The organism is Oscillibacter hominis (genome assembly GCF_014334055.1).
Lineage (GTDB): Bacteria > Bacillota > Clostridia > Oscillospirales > Oscillospiraceae > Oscillibacter > Oscillibacter hominis.
The window spans coordinates 2,008,684-2,034,296 of record NZ_CP060490.1 but is presented as its reverse complement, the minus strand read 5'-3'; the positions used below and the strand labels follow the sequence as shown (position 1 = coordinate 2,034,296).

General features: G+C 57.9%; 19 protein-coding genes. 1 reads left to right on the top strand and 18 read right to left on the bottom strand.

The window, feature by feature from the left end:
- Window positions 1–19: 19 nt before the first annotated feature.
- From H8790_RS10125 to H8790_RS10110, 4 genes are read right to left on the bottom strand one after another with little or no spacing between them, the layout of a single operon-like run.
- Window positions 20–835: a metal ABC transporter permease gene (locus tag H8790_RS10125; RefSeq protein WP_187332409.1), complete on the bottom strand. Its 816-nt coding sequence runs from the start codon at window positions 833–835 to the stop codon at window positions 20–22.
- Window positions 832–1,557 carry a metal ABC transporter ATP-binding protein gene (locus tag H8790_RS10120; RefSeq protein WP_187332408.1) on the bottom strand — a complete coding sequence of 242 codons (726 nt, stop codon included), beginning with the start codon at window positions 1,555–1,557 and terminating at the stop codon, window positions 832–834. The genes H8790_RS10125 and H8790_RS10120 overlap by 4 nt, the downstream gene beginning before the upstream one ends.
- On the bottom strand, window positions 1,554–2,510 hold the full coding sequence (locus tag H8790_RS10115; protein WP_187332407.1) for a metal ABC transporter substrate-binding protein: 957 nt from the start codon (window positions 2,508–2,510) through the stop codon (window positions 1,554–1,556). Before H8790_RS10115 ends, H8790_RS10120 begins: the two co-directional genes overlap by 4 nt.
- Window positions 2,507–2,905, bottom strand: coding sequence for a Fur family transcriptional regulator (locus H8790_RS10110; RefSeq protein WP_187332406.1), 399 nt, complete (start codon window positions 2,903–2,905; stop codon window positions 2,507–2,509). The genes H8790_RS10115 and H8790_RS10110 overlap by 4 nt, the downstream gene beginning before the upstream one ends.
- 166 nt (window positions 2,906–3,071) lie before the next feature.
- On the opposite strand from H8790_RS10110, the gene H8790_RS10105 reads away from it, so the two are divergent.
- Window positions 3,072–3,989, top strand: a complete 918-nt coding sequence (locus tag H8790_RS10105; protein ID WP_187332405.1) for a nucleotidyltransferase family protein — start codon at window positions 3,072–3,074, stop codon at window positions 3,987–3,989.
- A gap of 224 nt (window positions 3,990–4,213) precedes the next feature.
- Here the strand turns inward: H8790_RS10105 and H8790_RS10100 are convergent, their stop codons facing one another.
- From H8790_RS10100 to H8790_RS10035, 14 genes are all read right to left on the bottom strand, one after another.
- Window positions 4,214–4,765 (bottom strand): helix-turn-helix domain-containing protein, encoded by a 552-nt coding sequence (locus tag H8790_RS10100; RefSeq protein WP_187332404.1) that lies wholly within the window; start codon window positions 4,763–4,765, stop codon window positions 4,214–4,216.
- A gap of 354 nt (window positions 4,766–5,119) precedes the next feature.
- Window positions 5,120–6,553 (bottom strand): MATE family efflux transporter, encoded by a 1,434-nt coding sequence (locus H8790_RS10095; protein ID WP_243208485.1) that lies wholly within the window; start codon window positions 6,551–6,553, stop codon window positions 5,120–5,122.
- A gap of 149 nt (window positions 6,554–6,702) precedes the next feature.
- On the bottom strand, window positions 6,703–8,157 hold the full coding sequence (gene nhaC, locus H8790_RS10090) for a Na+/H+ antiporter NhaC (RefSeq protein WP_187332403.1): 1,455 nt from the start codon (window positions 8,155–8,157) through the stop codon (window positions 6,703–6,705).
- A 129-nt stretch (window positions 8,158–8,286) separates the two neighbouring features.
- Window positions 8,287–8,763, bottom strand: a complete 477-nt coding sequence (locus H8790_RS10085; protein WP_187332402.1) for an L-2-amino-thiazoline-4-carboxylic acid hydrolase — start codon at window positions 8,761–8,763, stop codon at window positions 8,287–8,289.
- A gap of 5 nt (window positions 8,764–8,768) precedes the next feature.
- On the bottom strand, window positions 8,769–10,088 hold the full coding sequence (locus H8790_RS10080) for a M20/M25/M40 family metallo-hydrolase (protein ID WP_187332401.1): 1,320 nt from the start codon (window positions 10,086–10,088) through the stop codon (window positions 8,769–8,771).
- A 21-nt stretch (window positions 10,089–10,109) separates the two neighbouring features.
- Window positions 10,110–10,976 (bottom strand): EamA family transporter, encoded by an 867-nt coding sequence (locus tag H8790_RS10075; RefSeq protein ID WP_256404985.1) that lies wholly within the window; start codon window positions 10,974–10,976, stop codon window positions 10,110–10,112.
- A gap of 94 nt (window positions 10,977–11,070) precedes the next feature.
- The gene (locus H8790_RS10070; RefSeq protein WP_187332399.1) at window positions 11,071–11,979 is read right to left on the bottom strand and encodes an NAD(P)-dependent oxidoreductase; all 909 of its coding nucleotides are present in this window, start codon (window positions 11,977–11,979) and stop codon (window positions 11,071–11,073) included.
- 95 nt (window positions 11,980–12,074) lie between these two features.
- On the bottom strand, window positions 12,075–13,250 hold the full coding sequence (locus H8790_RS10065) for a saccharopine dehydrogenase family protein (protein ID WP_187332398.1): 1,176 nt from the start codon (window positions 13,248–13,250) through the stop codon (window positions 12,075–12,077).
- Between the two features lie 41 nt (window positions 13,251–13,291).
- Complete coding sequence (locus tag H8790_RS10060; RefSeq protein WP_187332397.1) at window positions 13,292–14,794, bottom strand: alanine/glycine:cation symporter family protein; 1,503 nt, start codon at window positions 14,792–14,794, stop codon at window positions 13,292–13,294.
- A 763-nt stretch (window positions 14,795–15,557) separates the two neighbouring features.
- On the bottom strand, window positions 15,558–15,890 hold the full coding sequence (locus H8790_RS10055; protein ID WP_187332396.1) for a thioredoxin family protein: 333 nt from the start codon (window positions 15,888–15,890) through the stop codon (window positions 15,558–15,560).
- Between the two features lie 24 nt (window positions 15,891–15,914).
- Window positions 15,915–16,406: a DUF2703 domain-containing protein gene (locus tag H8790_RS10050; RefSeq protein ID WP_243208484.1), complete on the bottom strand. Its 492-nt coding sequence runs from the start codon at window positions 16,404–16,406 to the stop codon at window positions 15,915–15,917.
- Window positions 16,407–16,423: 17 nt separating this feature from the next.
- The gene (locus tag H8790_RS10045; protein ID WP_187332395.1) at window positions 16,424–17,437 is read right to left on the bottom strand and encodes a permease; all 1,014 of its coding nucleotides are present in this window, start codon (window positions 17,435–17,437) and stop codon (window positions 16,424–16,426) included.
- Window positions 17,438–17,516: 79 nt separating this feature from the next.
- Window positions 17,517–17,825, bottom strand: a complete 309-nt coding sequence (locus H8790_RS10040) for an ArsR/SmtB family transcription factor (protein ID WP_187332394.1) — start codon at window positions 17,823–17,825, stop codon at window positions 17,517–17,519.
- A 207-nt stretch (window positions 17,826–18,032) separates the two neighbouring features.
- Complete coding sequence (locus tag H8790_RS10035) at window positions 18,033–25,592, bottom strand: S-layer homology domain-containing protein (protein WP_187332393.1); 7,560 nt, start codon at window positions 25,590–25,592, stop codon at window positions 18,033–18,035.
- Between the last annotated feature and the right edge of the window lie 21 nt (window positions 25,593–25,613).

Below are 25,613 nucleotides of genomic sequence, written 5' to 3'. Positions count from 1 at the left end.
AGAAAAAAAGATTGGATGCTCAGCGGCTTCTGACCGCCCGCAGGGCGCAGAAGCACAAAAAGACCATCAGGTTCACCACCACCACCGACGCGCCCACAGGGGTGGAGAGCAGGTAGGAGGCGGTGAGCCCGGCGCAAAAGCAGAGCACCGATAAAATTCCCGCACACAGCACCACCGCGCGGAAGCTTTTAAAAAGGCGCATGGCGGAGAGGGCCGGAAAGATCACCAGGCTGGAGATCAGCATGGCGCCCATCATCTGCATACCCAACACGATGGTCAGGGCCGTGAGCACGGAGAGAAGGGTGTTGTACAGCTCCACCCGTGTGCCGGTGGCCCGGGCAAAGCTCTCATCGAAGGTGATGGCAAAAATCCTGTGGTAGAAGAGGAGGTACAGCGCCAGCACCGCCGCGCTCAGCCCCACGCTCAGCGCCACATCGGCGCCGGACATGGCCAGGATGCTGCCGAACATATAGCTGTCCACGTCGGTGGTCATGCCGGTGGTCAGCGAGGTGACGATGACGCCGATGGCCAGGGCAGAGGCGGAGGTGACGGCGATGGCGGCGTCGCTGCTCCAGCGGCCATTGTCCGCCACCCGCAGCAGGCAGAAGGCGGAGAGGATCACCACCGGGATGGAAAAGGCCAGGGGGGCCCAGCCCACGGCCACGGCCACCGCCAGAGCGCCGAAGGACACGTGGGAGAGGCCGTCGCCGATCATGGAGTAGCGCTTCAAAACCAGAGGGACCCCCAGGAGGGCCGCGCAGAGGGAGACCAAAATGCCCACCACAAAGGCCCGGACAATGAAGGGGTAGGTGAACATCTGAAGGAGAAGGCTCATGAACGTCCACCTCCGAACCGGCGGCCCTCCGGTGAACGGAGGTACTCCTCCACCGAGCCGCAGAACCAGCGCCCGCCGTGGGAGATATGGACGATGGTCCTGGCGTCCTGAAGGGCGCTTTTGATGTCGTGGGTGACCATGAGCACGGCCATGCCCTCCTTCTCGTTGAGATAGCGCAGCGTCTTGTAGAGGTCCTGGGCAGCGGCGGGGTCCAGGCCGGTGATGGGCTCGTCCAGGATGAGGAGCTGGGAGGCGGCGCACAGCGCCCGGGCCAGCAGCACACGCTGCTGCTGGCCGCCGGAAAGCTCCCGGTAGCACTTGCCCTGGAGTTCCAGGACGCCAAGCTTGCCTAAATTCATCAGCGCCGCGGAACGCTCCACGGCAGTGTAGAAAAACTTGAGCCCCCGGTTGGAGAGAAAGCCGGAGAGCACCACCTCCAGCACCGTGGCGGGAAAGTCCTTTTGCGCCGGCGTCTGCTGGGGAAGGTAGCCGACGGCCCGGTCACGGAGGGCGGGGGAGCGGAGAATCTCTCCGGAAAGGGGGGGCAGCAGCCCCAGAAGGCTTTTCAAAAGCGTGGATTTGCCCGATCCGTTCTCTCCCACCACGCAAAGGTAATCGCCTGACCGGACGCTCAGATTCACATGCTCCAGCACTGGCTTGCCCTCATAGCCCAGGGACACGTCGCGGCAGGAGAGCAGTTCATTTTCCTCCAGTGTATTCATTGCAATCCCTCCTTCAGGGCTTCCACGTTGGCCTGCATCAGGCTGAGATAGGTGGCACCGCCTTCAAATTCCGCCCGGGTCACGTTGTGGCAGGAGTGGAACTTAAGAGGCTTTGCGCCGGTGGACTCGCAGACGGCGCCGCTGATCTTTTCGCTGGAAAGCTCCAGGTGGTAGACCACAGGGATCTGTTCCTCCTGGACCTTGTCGATGAGATAGGCCAGGGTCCGCACTGAGGGCTCCGTGTCACCGCTGCACCCCTGGAAGGCGGCCCGGTAGTCCAGGCCGTAGGTTTTGCAGAAGTACAGCAGGGGAAAGCGGTCGGCAAAGATCAGTATGCGGCGCTTTGCGTGGGCCACCACATCCCGGAACTCCTCATCCAGCGATTGGAGCTGGGCCTGGTAGTCCGCCAGGTTGGAGGCATAGTACTCCGCCCCCTCCGGGTCTGCCTGGCTCAGCGCGCCGCAGACCGCCTCCGCCAGCGCCATAGCGTTGACCGGGGAGGTCCAGATATGCTCGTCGTACTCGATCTCGTGGCCGTGGCCGTCGTCTTCCTCCCCATGGCCGCCCTCGGCTTCCATGCCCTCCGCCAGCTCCTCCTCCAGAGCGTCCACATGGTCCATCATCCGCTCGCGGACCTGGCCCGGCGCCTCCAGACCCTCCAGCGTCTCGTCCACCCAGGTCTCCCCCTCACCGCCGTTATAGAGGAACACGTCGGCCTCGCTGATGCGGATCACGTCCAGCGGGGTAGGCTCATAGCTGTGGCTCTCCCGTCCGGGGGAGAGCAGCAGCGTCACCTGGACCCGGCTGCCGCCGATGGCCCGGGCAAAATCATAGTAGGGGAACAGGGTGGAGACCACGGAAAGGGTCCCGTCGTCCGCCGGCTCCCTCTGCTGGGCGCCGCAGCTTGTCAAAAGAAGGACAAGGGCCCACAGCAGGGCAATCAGTCGTCTCATTTCTTCTCTTCCTTTGCGCAGGTTTCACAAAGACCATAGAACATGGTCTTCCGGGGATTGATGACAAAACGGTGCTCTTGGGCGATGTGGCGGTACAGAGGCTCCAGATGGAGGCAGTCCATATGCTGGATGCGCCCGCAGCGCTCGCACTTGAGGAGAAAGCAGCCTCCCTCGGGATGGTCACAGTACTGGTAGCATGCCCCGTCCTCGGTGCTGATCTTATGGATGCGCCCAGATTGCTCCAGCCGTTCCAAATGGCGGTACACCGTGGCCAGCCCCACGCTTTCGCCCTGGCTGTGAAGCTCCTCCGCCAATTCCTGGGCCGTGACATGCCCGTCCTGGTGGGCGGCGATGCAGCTGAGCACGGCCCGCTGCTGCTTTGTGGTATAGGGCATCTCCATGCACCTCCTAAATATGAAAATGATTATCGTTTTTATATTATAGACAGATCAATGGAAAAGTCAAGCAGGACTTGCAAAAAAGGGCCGATTCAGGTATGGTACTTATATAATAGGCAGCGGTTGTGCGAACAAAAGAATTCGGTTGATAAGGAGTGACGCAATGAAAGCGGCATTGGTGATTATGGCGGCGGGCATGGGTTCCCGCTACGGCGGAAACAAACAGGTGGACGGCATCGGCCCCAACGGGGAGATTTTGATGGAATACTCCATCTATGATGCCCTGCGGGCGGGCTTTACAAAAGTAGTGTTCATCATCAAGCCCGACATGGTGGATATGATGAAGCAGCTCTGCGGCGACCGGATCGCGGCCGGGAAAACGGCAGACGGGGAGCCGGTAGAGGTCGCCTATGTCTGCCAGGACTTTTCCAGCGTGCCCTCGTTCTATCATATCCCCGAGGGGCGGACCAAGCCTTTTGGCACAGTGCACGCGGTGCTGTGCGCCGCCGGGGCGGTCAGTGAGCCCTTTTGCGTCATCAACGCCGACGATTACTACGGTGTGGACGCCTACCGCACCATCTATGAGGAGCTGTGCCGTCTGCCGGAGCGGGGGCGGGCCACCATGGTGGGGTATCTTCTCAAAAATACCGCCAGCCTCAACGGGACCGTCTCCCGGGGCGTGTGCACCGCCTCCGAAGGAAAACTGGTGAACATCCGGGAGGCGCTGAAGATCCAGCTTTACGGCGACGGGACGCTGAAGGATTTGGACCGGGGGGAGGAGCTTGCTCCGGACACGGTGGTTTCCATGAACTTCTGGGGGTTTATGCCCTCCATCTTTGAGGAGATGCGCCGGTATTTTGAGGAGTTCCTCCGCGCCGAAGCCGGGGACAACCTGAAGGCCGAGTGCCTGCTGCCGGTGATGGTGGGGCAGCTCCTCGCACAGGGCCGGCTGGAGGTTTCCGTGCTCCACTCCGCCGACCGCTGGTTTGGCATGACCTATCACGAGGACCGCTCCGCTGTGGCGGAGGAGCTGAAAAAGCTGCACAGCGCCGGGACCTATCCCGCATCGCTGCGGGCATAGCAGGCAAGAGATTCTGAGAGCGGCATTCAGGCCATGGCGGAGGAGTAAGCTGCCGGCGCCGGATGCAATATAATCCAGTCTAACCTGTCCGCTACCGGGATTGAAACAGTGGGGCGGGAAACCTTTCCCGCCCCACTGTGGATCTGTAGAATTCGGAAAGAGCCGTCACATCATGTGACGGCTCTTTTTGCAATGGATGAAAGCTGGAAGCGCAACTGCCGGTATCAATAGATGACGGCGGAGAGGATGGAGACCGCCACCGCGTCGGTGTCGCCGGGGTTATAGAAGCGGTGGAGTGTGCCCGGTGTGTGGTAGATGCTGTCGTTTTCGTGGAGGATGATGGGGGCCTCCCCGGAGCAGTGGATTTCAAAAGTGCCTTTCACGACGACAAAGCACTCATCCACATCGTGGCTCGCCTCGCTCTCGGTGCCCCAGGAGTTGGGCTTGAGCGTCAAAAGCGTAACCTCCATGTTCGGGGTGATGCCGTCTATGCGGGGCTGCGGGGTCAGGAATTCATAGGTTACGTTGACGTCAGAGAACACGGCCTTTTTCCGTTTGCCGCTTCTGGAGATAAAACTCCCGTTTTCCTCTGTGAACAGCACATGCAGCGAAACGTTCAGCTCTTTTGCAATGCGCTGAAGGACCGCCAGAGACGGATCGACGATGTTCCGCTCGATCTGAGAAAGGCCGCCCGGCGTGATGCCCACTTGATGGGACAGATACTCCAGTGTCAAGTTCTTTTTTTTCCGAATTTTCCGAATGGCGTCTCCCACCATGTATGGGTACCTCCTATTTGCTCGTGCAGAAGCACTGCTTTTGTGAACTGTGCGTTTGACCGGTTTTAGGAAACAGTCCACGCTTAGTTTTTAAAGCACATAGCGAGGCTCAGACACACTTTTTTACTCTTCTGCTGCCTGATGCATGGTCCACATGTTGCTTGTTCCCGCTGAAAATACGTTTCAAACGCAGGGCGTTGCTGGACGTTCCCTATATGTACCTAAACTATTATAATACACCAAGAATAGTATATTGTGTCGTTCTCATAATGTCAATGTTTTTTAAGCTTAACTAAAAAAATGATTGCCAGGGGGGCGCGCAAGGCCGCCGGACGCAGGAGCCGGCAGAGCCATTCACTGCGGTTCGGAGCCGTTTTTGGCCAGAGACGGGAGCGTGAGCCATTTTCCCCGCAGCAGGCGGATCAGGAACAGGATGCCCCGGATGCAGAGCTCTCCGCACATAGCAAGCCACACCCCCACAAGGCCGAATCGGGGCGCAAGGAGAAAGGCGGCGGTGATGCGGACACCCCACATGCTGATGAGGTTCAGGATGCTGGGGGCCAGTGTGTCCCCCGCGCCCCGCAGTGCCCCTGTAACGACGATGGACACCGCATACAGCGGCTCTGCAAAGGCCTCAATTTGCAGCACCCGCACGCCCAGCGCCTGAATGGCCGTGTCCGGCGTCAGGATGGAGAACATCAGCGGGGCGAGCAGGAACATGAGCGCTCCGCTGCAGGCCATGACCGCCACGCCCAGCGCCGTGGAGAGGTAGGCGAACCGTCGGGCCAGGTCCGTTCGGCCGGCACCGATGCTCTGCCCCACCAGCGTGGTGGAGGCTGATCCGATGCCATAGCCGGGCATGTAGCAGAGGCTCTCGGCGGTGACAGCAAGGGAGTTTGCAGCCACGGAGATGGTACCCAGCGGCGCGATAATACGGGTGGACAGAATCTGGGCGCCGCTGAGGACCACCCGTTCAAGGGCCATCGGCAAAGCCAGGCGGAGGGCGGTCAGCTGTATGCCTTTTTGCACCCGCCAGCTCCCGCCCCGTTTCAGGCGGAGCTTTGGGGAGCGGAGACAAAGGGCGTAGAGCATCAACGCCGCGACCGCAAGTTCTGACAGGGCGGTGCCCAGTGCCGCGCCGGCGACCCCCATTCCGGCCCCGGGCAGTGAAACGCTCCCGCCAAACAGGGAGATGTGACGGGCGGGGAAGATGAGCAGGCTGTTGAACAGGATATCCAAAAGGCACATGAGGACGTTCAGCGCGCTGGGCGTCCGCATGTCACCGCTGCACTGGAGCATGTTGCCGGCCATCCTGCGCAGCTGCGAGGCCGGCAGCGCGCAGGCGTAGATCAGAAAGTATTGGGAGGCGGCCGGCCGGATGCCCGGTTCACCGCCGAGCCAGCGGGGGAGTGCGAAGCTGATCCCAATGCCGGCCAGGGCCGCAACAAGCCCAAAACAAAGGGTGCCCAAAATCGCCTGACGGAGGACGCTGCGGGCCTGGGCGTCCTTGTCCGCCCCGATGAGCTGTGCCACCTGCACAGAGAATCCGGTTGCGGCCGAGACGCACAGCCCATTGAACAGCCAGGTTGTACTGGTGACAAGTCCCACAGCGGCCGAGGCGTTCCCGCCCAGGCTTCCGACCATTGCAGCGTCAATGTACTGCATGGCAATGGAGCTGATCTCCGCCAGGATCGCCGGCACACTCAGCCGGACTACCCACTGTATCTGCTCCTGGAGTGCCATGGATTGGGCCAGGGGCAAAGCAGCGGGCTCTTTTCCAGTCTTCATGGCTCACCCCTCCTGAAAGATTTCCCTGTAGTATATCATTTTGCAAAGATCAAATCTATATTGAGACGCGTCCTGGGCAGAAAAAATCAATGGCTGGGGGCCGCCGGCGCGCCTTTCGCGCGCGACCCCGCAGCCATGCTGCCGCAAGTTCACTGCCGCTGAACCGAATCGGCCGGGCCATGCTCCTGCTCCTTTGGTGCGGCCTCCGTTACATATCGGATGCCGATGCCGGTCACCGCGGTCAGAATGCTGAAGACCGGCGTCAGGAAGGCCATCAGGTAAAAAGGAAGATACGCCCCCACGGCGATGCCCAGCGTGGTGGAGCAGAATACGCCGTTTGAACCCCAGGGAACAAGGGGGGCGAAACAGATGCCGCCGTCGGAGACGGTGCGCGAGAGCACGCAGCGGTCCAGCCCCTGCCGCTCGTACTCCTTTTCATAGGCCTTGACCGGGATCAGGGCGGCGATATACGGATCCGATGCCACAAAGCTGGTGATGATGCCGGTGACCAGTGTGGTGACGATCAGGCCTACCCGGGTGTGGGTGATCCTGGTCAGGCGCTCAGCCACCTTCAGCAGCATTTTGGTGCGGTCGAACACGCCGGCCATGGACATGGAGCAGATCACCAGGGCGATGATGTACATCATGGAGGTCATCCCGCCCCGGTTGAGGATGGTGTCCAGGGAATCCGAACCCGTTTGGATGGAGAAGCCGCTGAAAAGGTAGCCCAGAAACTGCCGGACCGCCGCGCCCTGAAGGAGCACGGAGATGAGCCCGCCGGTGACGGTGCCCAGCCACAAGGAGGGTACGGCCGGCACCTTCAGGAAAATCCCCGCAGCAACCGCCAGCATGGGGAGCCACAGCACCGGCCCGAAGTGGAACGTCTCGGCCAGGCCGTTCCGGATGGCGCTGATGGCGCTTACGTCCAGGGATTTGCCGCCATACTGAAGCCCCAGGAAAAAGAACAGGATCAGGCTGAGCGCAAAGGCCGGGACCGTTGTGTAGAGCACATACTTGACATGATGGAAGATGGGCACCTTTGCAATGCCGGAGTTGAACACCACCACGTCGCTGATGGGGGAGACCTTATCGCCGAAATAGGCGCCGCAGAGGATGGCACCCGCCGTCAGCGGCAGTGAAATGCCCATGCCGATGGAAATGCCGATGAAGGCCACGCCGATCGTGCCCACCGTGGTCCAGCTGGACCCGGTGACGGCGGATAGGATCGCGCACATGAGCGCCACAAAGACCAAAAACCAGCTGGGGGCGATAAGGCCAAGCCCCAGATAGATGATGTAGGGCACTGTGCCGCAGGAAATCCACGCAGCGATCAAAGGCCCGATGGTCATCAGCAGCAAGATCGCACCCAGCGCGTCGTGGAGCGACCGGAGCATGGCCTGCTCCAGCTCGGAGTAAGGGATGCGGAGCACAAAAACGCCGTAGAGCGAGGACACCGCGATTGCGGCCACAAGGGGGATGTGCGCATCCAGCTTGAGTACCATGACGCCGAAGAGAATGACCGTGACACAGAGAAGAAAAACCACCAGAGAGGAGACAAAGGACCCCTCGCGCTCCGGCCGCTTGGCACCGCGTTTATTTACCATGTTGATCCATCCTTTTCCGTCCATGAAGTTCTGCAGAGTGAGTCGGATTTGATCTCCGGGATGCACAAAGCCAGCATTCCCTGAAGAATCCTGGCTTCGTGCATCAGATAAAATAGAGAGAGGAAAACATCAATCAGGAAGCTTGGTGACCACCATTTTACAGGGGGCGTCCGGGCCGTCTGAGAAGATGGCGGGGCGCTCAAATTTGATGCTGCCCATATAGGCCTGATTCATCGCAATGTCGATTCCACAGTAAATCCCGCCCTCTTTTTCAAGGCCCAGCGCACGCCAGGCAGCGGCCAGGGGGCAGTAGCGGGTATCCTCGGTCAGCACGCCGTTTTCAATGACCGTGTCCGCGTCCCAGCCGTTGTTGGGAGGCAGGTCATAGTACTTCTCCATGTTTTCAAAGGTGAGTTCCTCCCCGGCATCGATCACCGCCTGGCGGATTGCGCTTCCGCGCAGTTCGCCGAACCGGGCGACTGCTCTGGCTGCCGCGGCACGGCCCCGCGCTTCTCCGAATTCCCTGTTCATCTCATCCACCATGATGGCGAACAATTCACCCATTTTGTAGGCCATTGCGCCCACGGGGTCATTTCGATCAAACATCGTTTCTACACTCCTCTCATGCCGTCCCAATCACAGGTGTCCAGTTCCCATACTGCCTTAATATAGAGCCTTACCGCGTGGAGCAGCGTCCGGATGCTGTGGGCCTCATCCGGGCCGTGGGAGCCGCCGTAGCCTGGCGGGAAGGGCTTTTTCTCCGCCGGACAGCCTGCTCCAAAGCCGCATGCGTATGAGAATTTTCTTGCATATGTAGTGCCGCGCCGCATCACACAGGGGGAGTAGCGGATCCCGCTTTCCCGGCTGCAGAGGTCCGTCAGCGTCCGGATCACAGGATCCGAGTCCCTTAGGAGGCAGGGGGGACTGGCGTGCTCGATCTCCAGATGCAGGTTTGAGCGCTGGAAGATTTTTTGAATCTGCTTCCGCACCCGCTCCAGGTCTTTGGAGAAGTACAGCTGGAAGCTCATCTTTCCCCGGCGCCCCTCCTCCATCTGGAGTTGGGTGGGGATGATGTCCACCTCCTCCTGGAACTCCTCCATCATGCGGAAGGGGCAGGCGTTGTTGACCAGTACCAGAAGCTCCATATCCTGTTCCGGCCCGAACAGCGGAATCCTCCGCTGATAACAGGCCCTGAGGGCGCAGGCAATGGGGTTGCGCTCCGCCCGTTCAAACCGCAGTTCCTGCGGCGCTTCCCCTTTTGGGTGAAACACAATGGAACAGGACTCCGGGTACAGGCACTGAGGCTGCTTTTGACAGCGCAGGGCGGTGATATCCGGAGAGAGGGGCCCGGAAACAGAGAAACGCAGCAGGCCCGGCTCCCCTTTGACGACGGGAAAGCCGCTGAGCGGAATGATTGCAAGGTTCGGCTGTCCGGCCCGTGTTAGGTAATAGTCCATGTCCCGCATCCCGGACTCCCCGTCGCTGCCGATCAGGAGGGAGAAGCGGTTTTTCAACGAGATGTTGTATTGGCGGAAGAATGCAAGCGCATAGAGCGCGGCAATCAGCGGCGCCTTATTGTCAACTGCGCCCCGGCCGATGATGTAGTCGCCCTGGACCGTGCCTGAGAAGGGAGGAAACCTTCCCCGGATATCCGGCGGCACCACATCCGCATGGGCGGCGAACAGAATCTGCCTTCCGGCGCGTTCCGTCGGGAGGTCTGCCCTTGCGCAGTGATAGTCATAGTTGTAAACCAAAAGCCCTTTGCGATCCGCCAGATCCATACAAAAATCCAGCGCCCGCGCGCAGTCCATACCGTAGGGGTAGTCCAATGTGCTCTGAGCGCAGACACTGGGAACCTGAATCAGCCGGCAGACTGCGTCGACGATCTCGTGGCGGTAGCTTTCCAGGTAACGGTCGATCAGTACATCCATGTTCATACCCCGCAGAACGCGTCATTGACAGACGGGCCGCTCCCTTTGGATGAAGATGACGGACCCGATGATAATGGCCATGCCCAGGATTTTTCCGGGGATCAGCTGCTCCTTCAGGAAGAGATTTCCCAGGATCAGCGCGACCACCGGGTTGATGTAGGCATAGGTGCAGACTTTGGAGGCCGGCATCACCTTGAGGAGATAGATATAGGAGGCGAAACCGATGACGGAATCAAAGATCGCCAGATAGAGGACCGGGATCATGGCCTCGGCGCTGATCCCGGAAAGGGGGATGGAGCCGGTAAGTCTGGACGCGCCAAAAAACAAAAGGGACGAAAAGAGGGCCTCCACTGCAGTCTGGGAAAAGACTGAACCGCTGATGGATTTTTGTTTGGAGTAGAGGGTGCCAGTGGTCCAAAAGAGCACCCCGGTCAGGATCACCAGAACCCCTTTCCCATTGGCATAGAGTTTACCGCTGCCGCAAAGAACCACGATCAGGATGCCGATAAAGCCTCCGGCCATCCCCAACAGGGTCTTTGCCCGCTTCGCGGCCTTTCCCACCACCAGCTCAAACAGCGCCGCAAAGATGGGCGTTGTCGCCATCATGACGGTGACAACGCTGGAATCGATCAGCGTGTTGCTGATGACCACGCATCCGTTGGTGAGGAAGTTCATCAGCAATCCGATTTTCAAAAGAGACTTCCATTCCTCCGGAGAAAAGGACAGCCGTTCCCCCCGGAGAAGCGCAACTGTCAGCAGAACCACTCCCGCCAGGAAAAAGCGCAGACACGCAAACTGCATGGGCGGGATACCGCCGACGCCGATCTTGGTAAAGAGGTTGCTGGTGCCCCACAAAATACAGATGTTGAAATAGGCGACGACGCCGATGCCTTTCCCTGTGATGATGACTCCCTCCAGCTTCTTATCCGGCGCCCTGGGGGAGTCCGGCGAACAGGGCCGGATTCCCCCAGGGACCGCTTTTTTACTTTGCGGTTTTCAGGTAGGAGGTGATATTATCCAGAACCTTTTGAATCAGACGCTGTTTGGCCTCCTCGGTCATGCCCACGGTCAAATCGGTGTAGACAAAGTTGGGATACTTGACATATCGGTCCAGATGCCCGCCCATGGAGCTCTTTTCGCTGAGCAGGAAGTTGCTCCCGTCCTGAAGCCACTCCTCCATGTCGTCGATGTTATAGGTGGGCCCGATGGAGGGGTTGATGACCATCTTTCCGCTGCCGAAGATCTGGAGCATCTTCTTATCCAACAGGCGCAGGTGCTTGGGCAGATGGGTGGTCACGATGTCCACCGTCCTGAGCAGGTCCTCCAGAGGCAGGTACTTGAGGCCTTTGCGTTCCAGCTCCGGCCTGCGGCGTACGTCAAAGTAGTACAGGTCGCCGCCGAACATCTGCAGCGCCTGAGCGACCATGGAACCGGTGGTGCCCAGGCCGATGATGCCGATTTTCAATCCGGTGATCTCAAGAATCTGATCGTCCCGCCAGCGCTTCCCGTGAAATCCGTGCAGTACATCAATCAGCTGAGACGTCACATATTCCACAACGCCCTGGTCGCCGTAGTCCCGTACGCCCAACACCACGATGTCGCGCTCCCGGGCCGTTACAATGTCCACGTTGGCGCTCTTCTCATCGTATAGGCTGCAGCACATGCCGATGTAGCGAAGGTTGGGGCAGCTTTCAATCACGGTCTTGTCGATCTTGGTGTTCCAAGAGACCAAAAGACAGTCGGCGTCACCGATGCGGCGGATGATTTCCTCATTCCCGGTGGGGTAATCCCGATAGGATTCCACCGCTTCCGCAAACTGATCCAGCTCCTGATACCGATCCTCCGTAAAACCGATGTTATCCACTGCAACAATTTTTTCAAATTTCTTCATGAGTGGGATAAACCTTCTTCCTTATATTGATGTTCTCGTTACAGCCTTCAGACTGAGGGCCGGCAGACTGAGGACCCTCCGCCTGAGGGAGTGGTTTAGATCTCGACCTCGGTGACGGCTTCCTTGTAGAAGACGCCCTTCTTTTCCATGCCGGACATCAGAGCCTGATAGGCCTTCTCGTCACGGCCGATGAATTCGGGGTGGCACAGGCCGCCAGAGTACTTGAAGGCGCCGTCGGTGACCATCTTGGCCATGACCAGGGCGGGGAAGCAGGTGGTGCGGGCCATGGAGGTATAGCCGGTCTTGTCATCAAAGTAGTCCAGGCACTCATAGTGGTAATTGACGCCCTTGCCGTCCTTGACACCCTTGATGTCGCAGAAAACGGCGGTCAGTTCCTTCTCACCGGGCTGGAGCTTCCACTTGGGCAGCAGCATGTCGGAGGTGAAGTCCACGGGGCGGAAGTGGGCGCCCTTGTAGTCGATGTAGTCATAGCTCAGAAGGCCGGAATCACGCAGCATCTTGATCTTCTCGGTATGGCCGGGATAGCGCAGGGTCATCTCCTTCATATCGGGAATGATGTCCCGATAGGTGTGCATCAGGCTGGTCAGGCCGTTGGTGGTGAAGGCCTCCATGGTGCCGATGCCCTCCACCTCAACCTGCTTGATCTCGGAGCAGGCCTCGATTACCTCGATCTGGTGGTTCCTGACGACCTTGACGGGGAAGACAAACTGGCCCAGGGTACCGATCAGGGAGAACACCAGCTTGTATTCATAGGGCTGCTCGCGCACCACGGGCAGGCCGCCCACCAGCAGCTCGGCCTTCAGGGCCTTATCCATCTTGGTGACCGCATGGGCGGTCAGGACGTTGATCATGCCGGGAGCCAGGCCGATGCCCAGGCAGACCGTGGCGCCGCTTTTGGCCGCAGCGTCCTCCATGGCCTTTCTGTCGGCCTCGGGCTTATTGGCGTAGTCCAGACCGGAGACTTCCACCATGTCCACGCCGGTTTCCAGAATCTCCATGCAGGTGTCGGAGGCCAGGAACTTGGGCAGTGCGCCGACGACCAGGTCAAAGTCCTTGACCAGCTTGCCCGCTTCGCCCTTTTTGGAGAAGTCCACCTGGATGGTCTTGATACCGGGGCACTGCTCCGCCACCAGCTTCAGATTGTCCTCGCTGAAGTCGGCGATGGCCAGATCGTAATCTTTTTCACCAATGAGCTCCTTAGCCATCACATGGCCCATCATGCCTGCGCCCAAAATAACGACTTTTTTCATTTTTTACACCTCATTTTAAAAATTTGTGATTGTTAATGATTTTACTTGGCCGCCGCCGCAGCAGCTCTCTCCAACTCGTCCTTCTCCTCATAGGGCATCTTGGTCTGGGAGAAGAGAACGACCTGGTCGGGGCTCTTGTCGGGCAGCTTCAGCACCGTCTTATTATAGTGATGGAGCAGCTGGAAGAACTTGCCGCTCAGGAGGAACACCGCCAGGATATTGATATAGGTGGGAATCGAGGTTGCCAGGTCGGCAAACAGCCAAACGTTGGAGGAGTCCCAGCCCCCGCCGACCACAGCGATGGTCAGGATCAGACTGGCGGTGCCGTGAACAAAGACCTTCAGGATCACCACGGCCCGCTCCTTCCACTTGTTGTTGCCGCGGAACAGGTAGCGGAGCACGGTTTCAAAGAATACAAACCAGCCGAAGTGGGTGGTGAGACAGAAGAGCACCAGAGCAATTGTCATCACAATGCCGCCGATTTCACCGCCAAATCCCATATTGAACGCCAACAGGGAAAGGGTGGCGCCGGAAGCACCGGAGGACCAGGCGCCGGTGTTGATGATCACCAGGCCGGTGATGGAGCAGACCACGAAGGTGTCGAAGAACACTTCAAGGACGCCCATCATGCCCTGCTCAACAGGGTGCTTGACATCGGCGGTGGAGTGGGCCATGGGGGAAGTGCCCCAGCCGGCCTCGTTGCTGTAGAGGCCTCTGGCAATACCGGTGCGCATCGTGATGATAAACGCGGAACCGGCGAATCCGCCGACAGCCGCCATGGGAGTAAACGCGCCCTGGAAAATGAGTGCAAACGTGTTTGGCAGATTGGGGAAGGTCTTAATCAGGATAAAGAGGCCGCCCGCGATATACAACACGGACATGGTGGGCACGATGATGGAGGCCGCCTTGGAGATCACCTTCAGGCCGCCCAGGACAATGCTCTTGCCCACTGCCCAGTAGACAACGGCCGCGGCGATCTGGGGGACATGGAATGTGGAAGCGATTGCCTCCGACACGGTGTAGTTCTCCATGCCAAAGAACAGCTCGATGAACAGGGACAGGGCAAACAGGGTGGCCAGGATTTTTCCGCCCTTCAGGCCCAGCTCCTTAAAGCCCTTTTCTATGTAGTAGGTGGGGCCGCCGAAGGTCTTGCCATTTTGGTCCACGCTTCTGTAGTGGACGCCAAGGGTCACCTCAGCCATCTTGGTCATCATACCCACGAGGGCGGTGACCCACATCCAGAACAGGACGCCGGGGCCGCCTAAGGCGATGGCGCTGGAGACGCCGCCGATGTTGCCCACGCCGATGGCAGCGCCGCAGGCGATGCTCAGCGCTTTGACACCGGAGATTTTGCCGGTTTTGTGGTAGTCGTCGTTCCCAGAGCTTCCTTGTTTCATAAATTTAAGGCACTCTTTGAAATGAAAGAACTGCCAGAACTTTCCGCGGATAGACAGGTATACACCAAGGCTGATCAGGGATACCGTGAGGGGCCAGCCCCAGAGGATGCCAACAACTTTTTCAAGAATTGATAATAATAGGTCCATACTGCATCTCCTTATCTCTCGTCTGATTATTTCTACGATGCCGGGAAATAGGTTCGTTTGCCTCTGCCCATACCCGTTTTTGGAGCTGTGGTGCTGGGTATGCGCCTGGTTTGCATGGACTGCGTCTTACCTCCTTTCCTCTGTTGTTCGCGGTATGTTCACTTCACAAAAGGACGTCCAATGGATATGCCCTGCGTGAATCGGCAAATTGTTGAACCATCTTTGGTGAAGCGTGTTCTTCTAAGTTGTTTCTGCCTGTTAATGTTTTTTAGTGTAACTTAAAATTACCACAGTCTTTCCTGAAAAGCAACCCCTAATTTTAGTAATAGTTAAATTTTTTAATCATTATAAACTTTGATGAGGACTCTATTTTGCGATTAAGTAGGTGCGGACTGTCGCCTTCGGTATAGCGGCTGACACAAAATCTGCGGACAGAAAATGGAACGTTCACGGCGAAAGGCGGCAAAAAGCGCTGCAAGTAATATCGCTTGCAGCGCTTTTTACGTTTCAGGCAGAACAAGGAACTCTCAATACGTATACCATCGAGAGCCCTCTGCTTCCTTTAGAACGCCGTAGTTTTAAAAGTGCCGGTGTGGAATATGTAACGTAAATACTCTCATGACAGCAATCCTTATTGATCAGCCGATAGGTTTCCTCAAAAAGCGCATCAGGCTGAACGTTTCCTTTCCGGACATTTTGGCAATGTTCCGACATTCATGCAGATTACACTATCAGTCAATCCGTCGGCATTTTGCGGGTGGCCCTATTGCTCCCGTGCTTTTGCAAGAAGTGCTTTTGCTTCCTCTTTGCTCAGCACCTTGCCATAAGACACCACCTTCCCGTTCACCACGAGGGCCGGGGTCGTCATGACCCCGTATGCCGCAATCTGGGTGAAGTCCGTCACATGGTCGATGTCCGCGTCCATACCAAGCTCCGCCAGGGCCTCGCGGACGGATGCCTCCAAAGCGTTGCATTTGGCGCAGCCCGATCCTAACACCTTGATCCCGCTCCCGCCCTTCTCCGCCCGGGCCATCGTTTCCGGGGTAAAGTTTCCGCCGCAGCAGGATTTCGCCTTCTTCTTTCCAAACAGGTTCATAGGTACTCCCTCCATTATGATGATTCAGCAGCATCCGCTTGAACAGCAGCATGAGCCGTTTTTAGAAGCCTCTCCGGTAAAAAAGAGTTTCAGATTTTCGGGCAAGGTGTAGCCGTTACAGCAGGGTGCGTCATCCGGGGCAAAGACGGTGTGCAAAATGGCCTCCACCAGCATTGCTTTTGGGGGAACCTCATAGACGCTCCCCTCGTATTCAAATACACGACAGTCAACCGCTGTGCCGCTGATTTGGTTGCAGCACCCACACTCGCTTTCTTTTACAGCCGTGCAAATATCCTGCCCATTGACGCGGATGGTCGGGGAAGACTGGAAACGGTATTTCTCCGCAAGCTCGGCAGTCGACATTTCAATTTTTTGATACTCGACCTGATAGCCCGCCAGCGCCAGCACCGGAGTAATCGTTTCCACGACTTCATCCAAAATCCGGTCCGTTCCGATACAGCGGTCACAGGTTTGGAGATCAAGAAACAGGTATTCGATTTTAACTGACTTTGACACGAATATAACCTCCCCAATTAAAGTAACAGGAACTGGAACGCATTGAACAAGTAGCCAACAAGGATGATCCCGACCGTACAGATCCCGACGAACAGGGCCAGCAGCTTCGGTTTCACCGCCTTGCGGAGCATGATAAGGGACGGCAGGCTCAAGGTGGTGACAGCCATCATAAAGGCCAGGATGGTTCCAAGCTGCGCGCCTTTGTAGAGAAGGGCCTCCGCCACAGGGATGGTGCCGAAAATATCCGCGTACATGGGAACGCCCACCAAGGTGGCAAGAATGACGCCGAAGGGGTTGTTGCTGCCAAGAACCGCCTCGATCCAGTGTTCAGGAATCCAGTTGTGGATGATGGCCCCGACGCCCACGCCCACCAGGATATAGGGGAACACTTTTTTGAAGGTAGACGTCACCTGTTCTTTTGCGTACTGGAGCCGCTCCCGCTTTGTCAGCGTTGGGGATTCCATATCAACCCCGCCCGCGCTCAGAATGAATTCCTCCACATACCGCTCCATGTGCAGCTTTTCGATCAGCGTACCGCCGGCCACCGCGATGATCAGGCCGACGGCCACATAGATGACGGCCACCCTTGCCCCGAAGATGCTCATCAGCAGAACCAGGCTTCCCAGGTCAACCATGGGGGAGGAAATCAGGAACGAAAAGGTGACGCCCAGAGGCAGCCCCGCGCTGGTGAAGCCGATAAATAGGGGAATGGACGAGCAGGAGCAAAACGGCGTTACCGTTCCCAGCAGAGCCGAAATAATATTGGCCCCTATCCCGTGAAAGCGGCCCAGAATCTTCCTGCTGCGCTCCGGGGGAAAGTAGCTTTGAATGTAGGAAATGAGGAAGATCAAAAGGCAGAGCAGCACCGTGATTTTCACCACGTCGTACAGGAAGAACTGGATGCTTCCGCCCAACCGGGATGTGGTGTCCAGGCCGGCAAAGGAAAGCGCGTTGCCGATCAGGGCGTCCAGCCACTTCATGCCCAGGATCTGGTCCTGTATGAACAGCCAGACAGATTTTAATATGTGCATTGGAATCCCTCCTGAAATGAAATCAAAAAAAGTTGATATGTAGTGTCAAAGAAAAACCATCCTTCAAAGATGGTCTTTCTCAGCCGCAGGCGCATTGCTCTTGTGCTGTATCCGGCGTCGTAATCTGCTTCAGCAGTTCCAGGGCATATTGACTACCCGCTTCGCTGAGCCGGTAGTGCGTCCACTTGCCCTCCTGGCGGCTCTCGACAATGCCGGACTCGCAGAGAATCTTCATGTGATAGGAGACGGCGGACTGCCCCATTCCCAAGGTATTGATCAAGACACAGGCACATTTCTCACCGCTGCGAAGCAGTTCCAGGATCGCAAGGCGCTTTTCATCACAAAGCGCCTTGAACACCTTTGCATTTTTTTGGTGGACGGTCTGCAATTTCCACACCTCACATCAAAAAAATTTGATATAAATAGTATATGCAACGGCCGCGGAGTTGTCAACACCCAATTTCTCCTCCTGCCGGCGCCGGGATCGCAGGAACAGGACCGGATTTCCGCAACGGGGAAGGTATGTGCCGTTCCCCACCAAGAAAACCGGCCCGCGCCAAAAAGGCGCAGGCCGGTTTTTGTATCAATTGCCCGATTAGCGGTTTTTCCAGGATTCCACGCCGCTTGTCTTGGTATAATCGTGGGCGTTGGTGGCCTCCAGAACGTCGTAGTAAGCCCAGTAGCTGGACTTGACGTCCGGGAAGGTGACAAGGTCATCCAGATGTCCGTCCACAAAGCCCTCGTCCGCTGCGCGGCCCAGCATGTGGTTGACAATCGTCGTGACCTGTGCACGGGTCACAGTGCCGTTGGGATTGAAGGTGCCGTTGGAGTAGCCGCTGATCCAGCCGTAGCCGGTGGCGGCCATGATGTAGTCATAGGCCCAGTAGCTTACGGGCACGTCCTTAAAGGTTCTGGTGCCCGGCGTCAGCTCGTCGGCAAAGCGCATGGCGATGGCCACGAACTGTGCCCGGGTGATGCTGCGGTTGGGCGCAAACTGGCCGTTTCCGATGCCGTTGATGATGCCCATGGAGGCCAGGGTATTGACTGCCGTGGCGTACCAGGCATCCTCAGGGACGTCGGCGAAGCTCTTGGTGATGGTCACGTTCTTGTTTTTCAGCAAACGGTAGAACATCATCGCGGCCTCGGCACGGGTCATGTTCTGGTCGGGTCCGAATTCGCCGTTTTGATAGCCCATGAGATAAGCCATGTGGTCGGCGGTGTTCAGCTTATCCGCCACGCCGGTAACCTCGGGATCCACAGGTTTGATAGGCTGGGTGCTGCTGCCGGAACCGCCGCCAGAGCTGCCGCCACCGCCGGTATAAGTCAGGGTAAAGGAGTAAGCGTCGGAACCACCGGAGGCGTTCATCGTCTCCACGCCGCCGTATTCGGTGAACGCGACAGCCAGCTTATAGGTTCCGCTGTAATCGTTCCACTTGCCCACCGCGCCAAAGTTAATGGCAGCGTAATCTTCCTCGCCGGCGTTGTTGGGTTCACCAGTATACCAGTTGGTGTATTTGGCAGCGACATTGTCTCCATAAATATAGCGATTGGGCGTGGCGTTGACCCAGGCTCCCTCGCTTGCCGCATCGTTGGCGGCAATCCAGCCGATCGCGGCGTTCATCTGGGTGAGGTGGGTATTTTCCGCTGCGCTGTCCACAACGGCCAGAGAGCCGTTCATGCCGCCCAACAGGCTCCGCTGGCTGCGTACAATGGCATCAGCCTGCGCCCAGGTCAAGCTGCTGGATTCCACGGCGTAATAGTGGCCGTTCCAGAAGCTCCGGCTCAGGTCGGACCAGGCGCTCCACTCGGAGACCAGGAGATTCACCTCGCCGGGGAAGGTGCCCTTGGAGGAGGATTTGAACGTAACCTGCACCTGCTTGACGAAGTCCTCGACCACCCGGGCCGTTGTGCCCGCGTCAGATTTGTACTGCCTGTAGTTCGCCTTGCTGCTTACCATCTCCCAGCCGCTGGGCAGCGTGGGAACGGTGAGGGTGGCGTTTTCGCTGGCGGCCAGGATGATGTTGTGGATCGTAGCACTGTCGGTGACCTCAGAAGGCTCGGTAAACGCCTTGTCTGTAGACTCCTGCTTCACCACCGTAGAGCCGGACAGCGTCACGGTGACGCTGGAGCCGGTACCGTGGCCCATGCCGGTGCTGCTGTCCTTCAGGTCCACCGCGTAGCGATAATACTTCATGGGGACAACCTTGAAGTCGACAATGGTATCCGCGTTCAGCACGCCGATGGTCTGGCCGTCTGTCATGTCAGCGGGGCCATATTCCCCATCGTTTACGCGATATTCGCCGCTCTTGATGGTTACGCCATAGGCCGCACGGAGCTGAATGGTAACATTAGTATCCTTAGCAACCCAGTAGGACCCGTCGGCACCGAAGACCACACTGGCTGGAGTGGCTTCGATCCAATCCTTCTCAGCCAGATAATCCCGGCCCTCAGACACAGTGACGATCAGTTTGACCATTTCGCCGTGAATGGGATAGTGGTCGTTAACGTTACCGGCATCGTTCTGATACATGATGGGCTCGCCGTAGGCCGACGCCCAGTCGAAACCGCTGTTGTTGGCGTTCCGATTATCGCCCTCGCGCTTCATGAGCTCGTCGTTCATGACAGCTATGGCTTCGGCCTTGAGGACAGCTTCGGGCAGAGCCACTACTTCGTCGTCCGCGGAAGCTGCACCGTCATCGCCGATGAAATAGCAGTTATAGAACTTGCCGCCGCTGCTTTCCGAATCCACCATCCATGCAGAGGAAGTGGCATAGCAGCCCACGTACTTGCCGCCGTTGACCACGCGGAATGCATTGCTCCCGGCTACGCAGCCCTGGGCGTAGCAGCCGTACATCTCCACGTTGTTGGCGGTCTGGATCAGGTGGACATAGCTTTTGCCTGTCACACTCATGCCGCGCACAAAGCTGCGGTAGAATCTGGAGCCGCTGGCGGTGGCCGCGAAGCCGCCGGAATTGCCACCTTCAGCGCTGACACCATCAGAATCCCCACCGATGATCTGTACGTCCTTCACTACGTCGTTCGCAGAAACAGCGGTGAGGCCGCCGGCGCGGTTTTCGGTACCGATTGCCTTGATGGTATTGGGGACAACATTCGTTACCGTATTGCCGACCAGCACATGGCTGAAGGCAGTATTTTCGGAAGAGCCGGTCACGCCGCCCGCGTAATTGGCGGTGGAGGCGCCTTCTGCGGTAACGGCCAGCGCATCCAGATAGGCGTTCGGGAAATCAGAGATGGTGCTGTTGGCCGCCTTACCGGCAACGCCGCCGGCATAGGTTTCGGAGCCGTTCTGTGCTGTGACAATAACAGCATCGCTGCTGCTGCCGCCCAGATTGAGGTTGCTGATGGAAGCGCCGTCCACATAGCCGACAACGCCGCCCGCGTAAGCTTTGCCACTTTCAGCACAGACCGCGGTGATCGTGTCGCCAACGACCTGACTGCCGGCGGTGCTTGCGATCAGGGTGCCGGTGAGGGCTCCGTTTTGCATCCAGCCCACCAGGCCGCCGATGCAAACATCGCCGCCAGTGGGATTGACGCTTTTCATCGTCATGCGCTTCGCACTGCAGTTGACGATAGTGGTATCCTTGGCATGTGCCGCAACGGCGCCCATGTAGTCGACCTTGCCGTCCCAGCTCATGTCCCCTACAGTCCAGGTGTACTGGCCGCCGGAATCTTTGGTCATGCCGCGGCTGGTATCGCTGTACGCCGTCTGCAGGGTCCTGACGTAGGCCTGGCCGGTGATTTTCTCGCCGGAAATTGTCAGATAGCTGATGTTTGCGCCGTTGGTATAGCCGAATAGTCCGTAAACATCGTTTTCATAGTTCGCGGGCATCCGCAGGCCGGAGATGGTGCGCATGGTTATCTTGCCAAAGCCCTGGCCATTGGCTCCGCCCGCGATGATGCCCTGGAAGGGATTCTCAGCGGTGCCGATGGGGTTGGCCCACAGCAGTTTGGACAGATCCAGATCGTGGATCAACTTGAAGTCGATGTTGGTGAAGTCCTTGCCCAGCACGTTATTTACGTAGGCCAGGGTTGCCAGCTTTTCAGGCGTATCCAGGGGATAGGGGTCGTTGCGTACTTCCAGCTTGCCTATCTCCTCCGCCGCCGTCATATCCACACCGGAGTAGCAGGTCTTGCCGTCCACCTCGAACTCTTCGCCCCAGGTGCCGGTGAGCTGGATGTAGTTGTTGTTTTGGTCGCGGGTGGCCGAATTGAGGGTCACCGGCTTTTCGCTGTGCAGCTGGTACCGTACGCCGTTGGAATCCTCCACTACGATGGAGTCGATCGTCGTAGTATACGAATTTTGGCCTTCCGCATTGGCATTTTCAGGCATATAAAAGTACGCAAAGCCCTGCGGGTTTACATATACGTCCTGCGTGCCATATTGGTAGGTATCGGTATTTTTGCCGCCCACACTGCAGGTGATGGACGCATTTACCACGCGGTAGATGTCGCCCTCCAGTCCCGCAAACTTGACACGGGCGTAGGCTGCACCATCCGCATTGGAACCAGTGCCCGTTTCATAGTTCTTCTTGATACCATTGAAGCCCGCGTTGTCCGGAACGAACTGGCCCCATACGTCGGTGCATGCGTCCGCCGCATCGTCGTAGCCGTTATTGGTCTTGGGATTCGCATACACCGTGCCGCCGCTGATGGTAGCGGTGCCAGTCAAGTTGATGCCGTTATTGGCATCCGTGCCGCCCTGGGCATAGATGGTGCCGCCCTTGACGAGCATATCCTCGCCAGCGATGGCAACAGCGTTATCGCTGCCGGATTGGCCCATCGAACCGCTCTTGGAGTGCGAGTCCTTATAAAGGTCTGGGTAAGCTGTGCAATAATCAGCATTCGTTCCGTCAGCTGAACCTGCAAAGCCGCCCGCGCCCTGAGTGCCGGAATAGGCCAGCAGCACGCCGGAATCCGTTTCCAGCGTACCTTCACCTATCACGCCATAGCCGGAATTTCCGCCCTGGCCGCCCTGGCCGCCAATTGTCTTTGTGTTATGTGTGTAGCCTTGAAGGTTGCCCTCTCCATCGTAATAAGACTTACACTCCAGGTTCATGGCTGTCACATGCCCGGCCTGCTGCCCCTGGCCGCCCTGGCCGCCCTGGCCGCCGATGACGACCAGTTGACCCTGGCTCCACTGCTTAGAAGTCATGGCGTTGGTCACTCTTCCCATGTTGCAAATGGCTGCGCCGCCCATACCGCCGGTGTGACCGTCGTAGCCGTTCGCGTTAGCGCCGGCCTGGGTCCAGGAGGAGCCAATGCCGCCTGTGCCGCCCTTGACCATGGCGATGCCCTCACCGGTGAAAGTAAGCTGTGCGTTTGCAGCATTATAGATGCCCGCGCCGCCGATAAAGCTCTGCCCCTGATTTACTTTACCCGGCAGGCCCGTGCCGCCGCGCACGTCGAGGACGCCATCTTCCTTCACTTCCACGGTCAGGCTGGTGCTCTTGTTGTAGACGCCCGGGCACTGGTCGTGGTTGGAGCTGTCAGCCGTAATGGAGCTGCCCGCCTCTGTACTCCACTGCTCATCTGCCGTAGCATTGGGGTTGATAATATAGGTTTTGCCCTCAATCACCAGCTTGGCGTTGGTGGCAGTCTCTGCAAAGCGGATCGTCGCCTGATCCGGCATAGTTTTACTGTTCTGAACCCACAGCACGTTCTCCAGCTCGATGGTGACGTTGGGCTTGTCCACCACCAGGGGGGCCTGAACGCTCACATTGTAAGAAGTAGCCGTGGGGGTATTCGGCGTTTTATCCACGATGCGCAGGGTAGACCCCGCGGCCAGGTCAAAGGTAGACCCCGCGGCGATACCGCTGTTCTCCTCCAGAACAATTTCCATCTTCTGGCCCGTGGCCACCCGGAAGGTGTTCTCGTGGTAGGTCATGTTCCCCTGACCATCGTTGAAGGTCACAACGTCATCGCTGATGACTTCGCCGTTGCCCACGATGATTTCGTCGGGATCGACGGGGATCTTCGTCAGGGTAAAGCTGACCGCCTTGCCGCCCGTCTTGGTCAGGGTGACCACCTTGGTCTGCTGGTTGGGCACAAAGCTCATGGCGGCGATGGCCTGGGGATTCAGGCTGTCAATCACCTTGTCGCCAACCGTAACATTGCTCAGCGCATAGCTGCTGAGATAATAAATGGTGGTGGTGCCGGTGGTGGCATCCGCTTCCACCAGGCCGATCACTTCTTCGCCGTCCAGGATATCGGCGGTTTTGTCAGGATCAGCTGCATCCCAATTCACGGTGATGTTTTTGCCAACAACTGTGATGGATTCAGGGGCTGCATCAGCCGTGCCACCGCCCTCGCCGGTCTGGCCGCCGGGGGTGTTGATCTCCACATCATCCAAATTGGTGTTGACGATGTTGATGGCTGTCAGCTTGCCCTCCCTGAGGCAGAGGGCGTTCAATTTCTGCGTACCGCCATCTTTTGCAGTGCAATAGTTCAGTGTTAAAGTGGTGCGCTCGTCCGCGCTCACACCGTCTTTCAGGACAATCTGCTCCTCGCCCTGTGCAAGCGTCAAACGGCCGTCCTTATCCACGCCGGACACGGTCAGCTTGGCTGCGGAACCCACGGTGATGGGGCTGGACAGGGTGTCCGCCTCCAGCCACTGGAGGGTCACATCCGCGCCGTCCGTGATCTCAAAGGGGGCGTTGTCACTATGCTGGGAATTGGCCCAGCCAAAAATCCGCGTCGCAGCGGCCAGCTGGAAGGTGGCCTTGGGGCCGTAGCCCTCGGTGCCTACGGCCGCGATCAGGGTGCGGTCGATAGAAGTCTCGTCGCCGCGAAGCACGACGGTGGCCTCATTGCCGATTGTTTCTACAAAAGCGCCGGTATGGCTCAATGCGGGATCGGTAAGCTGCGCCCGGGAGAACTCCGCTGTCGCGCTCTTGCCAATAAAAATGCTGGGGGCGGTCTTCTGCTCTGCATTCCACACGGCGCCGGGCACCGTCATGTTCACAAAGCCTGTAGCACCGTCTTCAAACATGATATCGCCCAGAACCGTTCCGTTCTGATCCAGCGTGTCGCCGGACTTGATTTCGCCTTTGGCACATTCCCCGAGAAACGTCACATCGCCCTGGATATCGTGTTCATTGGCGTCAAAGAGGCCATTTTTGACGACGATATCATACAGGATGTCGCCCTCGGCCATGACATACTGGCCAGTGTAGGCATTATCCACCGTCAGGGTGTTGTTCTGGAAAATGGCACGCACTTCTCCATTTGGCCCATCGTGCAGCATAAATTTGACCGGATCCGTTTTGCCGATCTCCATATGTACCGCAGATGTACTGCCACCAATTGATTCCATTTTCCCGGTCACTTGACCATACACTTGAATGACCGTGGCAATGCCGTTATCCGTATTATTGTTGTTGGTGGAAACACTGCCAAGGTCACCGGTGATGGTGATAGTAGGAGTGCCGGCTTTCGTCTGGGAATACAGCTCTACCTTTCCGTCCACAGTGACCGTGCCGCCGGTGGCGGACAGGGTGTCCACGTCGCCGGTGAGGGCCACCGCACCGGTTCCGGTATAGGTCACCGAAGGCGCACCCTCAAGAGTGTAGCTATTGGAGCCGCCCATAGTCACGGTCACATTCTCGCCGGTAAAAGCGATGTCTCTGGGAACCGCCAGAGAAGCGTCCGTTCCGTTCGCATACTCCACGCCGCCGATGGTGACCGTAGCTCCGCCGGCAATCAGCACGCAGCTAATTTCCGCTTTTAGCTCGTTGATTTCTTCCACAGCCGTGCCGTCCATCAAGGTGACGTTTGTGATCTGCCCGTTGGCATCATCTAACGTCAGCCTGCCGATGGAGCCGCTGAGTTGAAATTGGTTATTCGGAATACATTCTACTGTTACATTGACGTTTTCAGCACCATAGGACCAGGTGCTGCCTGCGCCTTCCACTGCGTTCAGAGCCTCAGCATCAACGCCCTCAGCGTCTGATACGGCGATGATATCGTCCATGCTGAACTGTTCATAGGCCCCACCGTCAGCCGCTTCCTCTGCGGTGACCTGATGGATGGTCACTGTCGATGGCGCATCCTCTGCAAACGCAACCGACGGAAGCATGGTCACAAGCATGCTGGCACACAGCAGCCATGCAAAAATCCGTTTTCTGGATCCGTTCATATTTTCACTCCTTCTCTTATT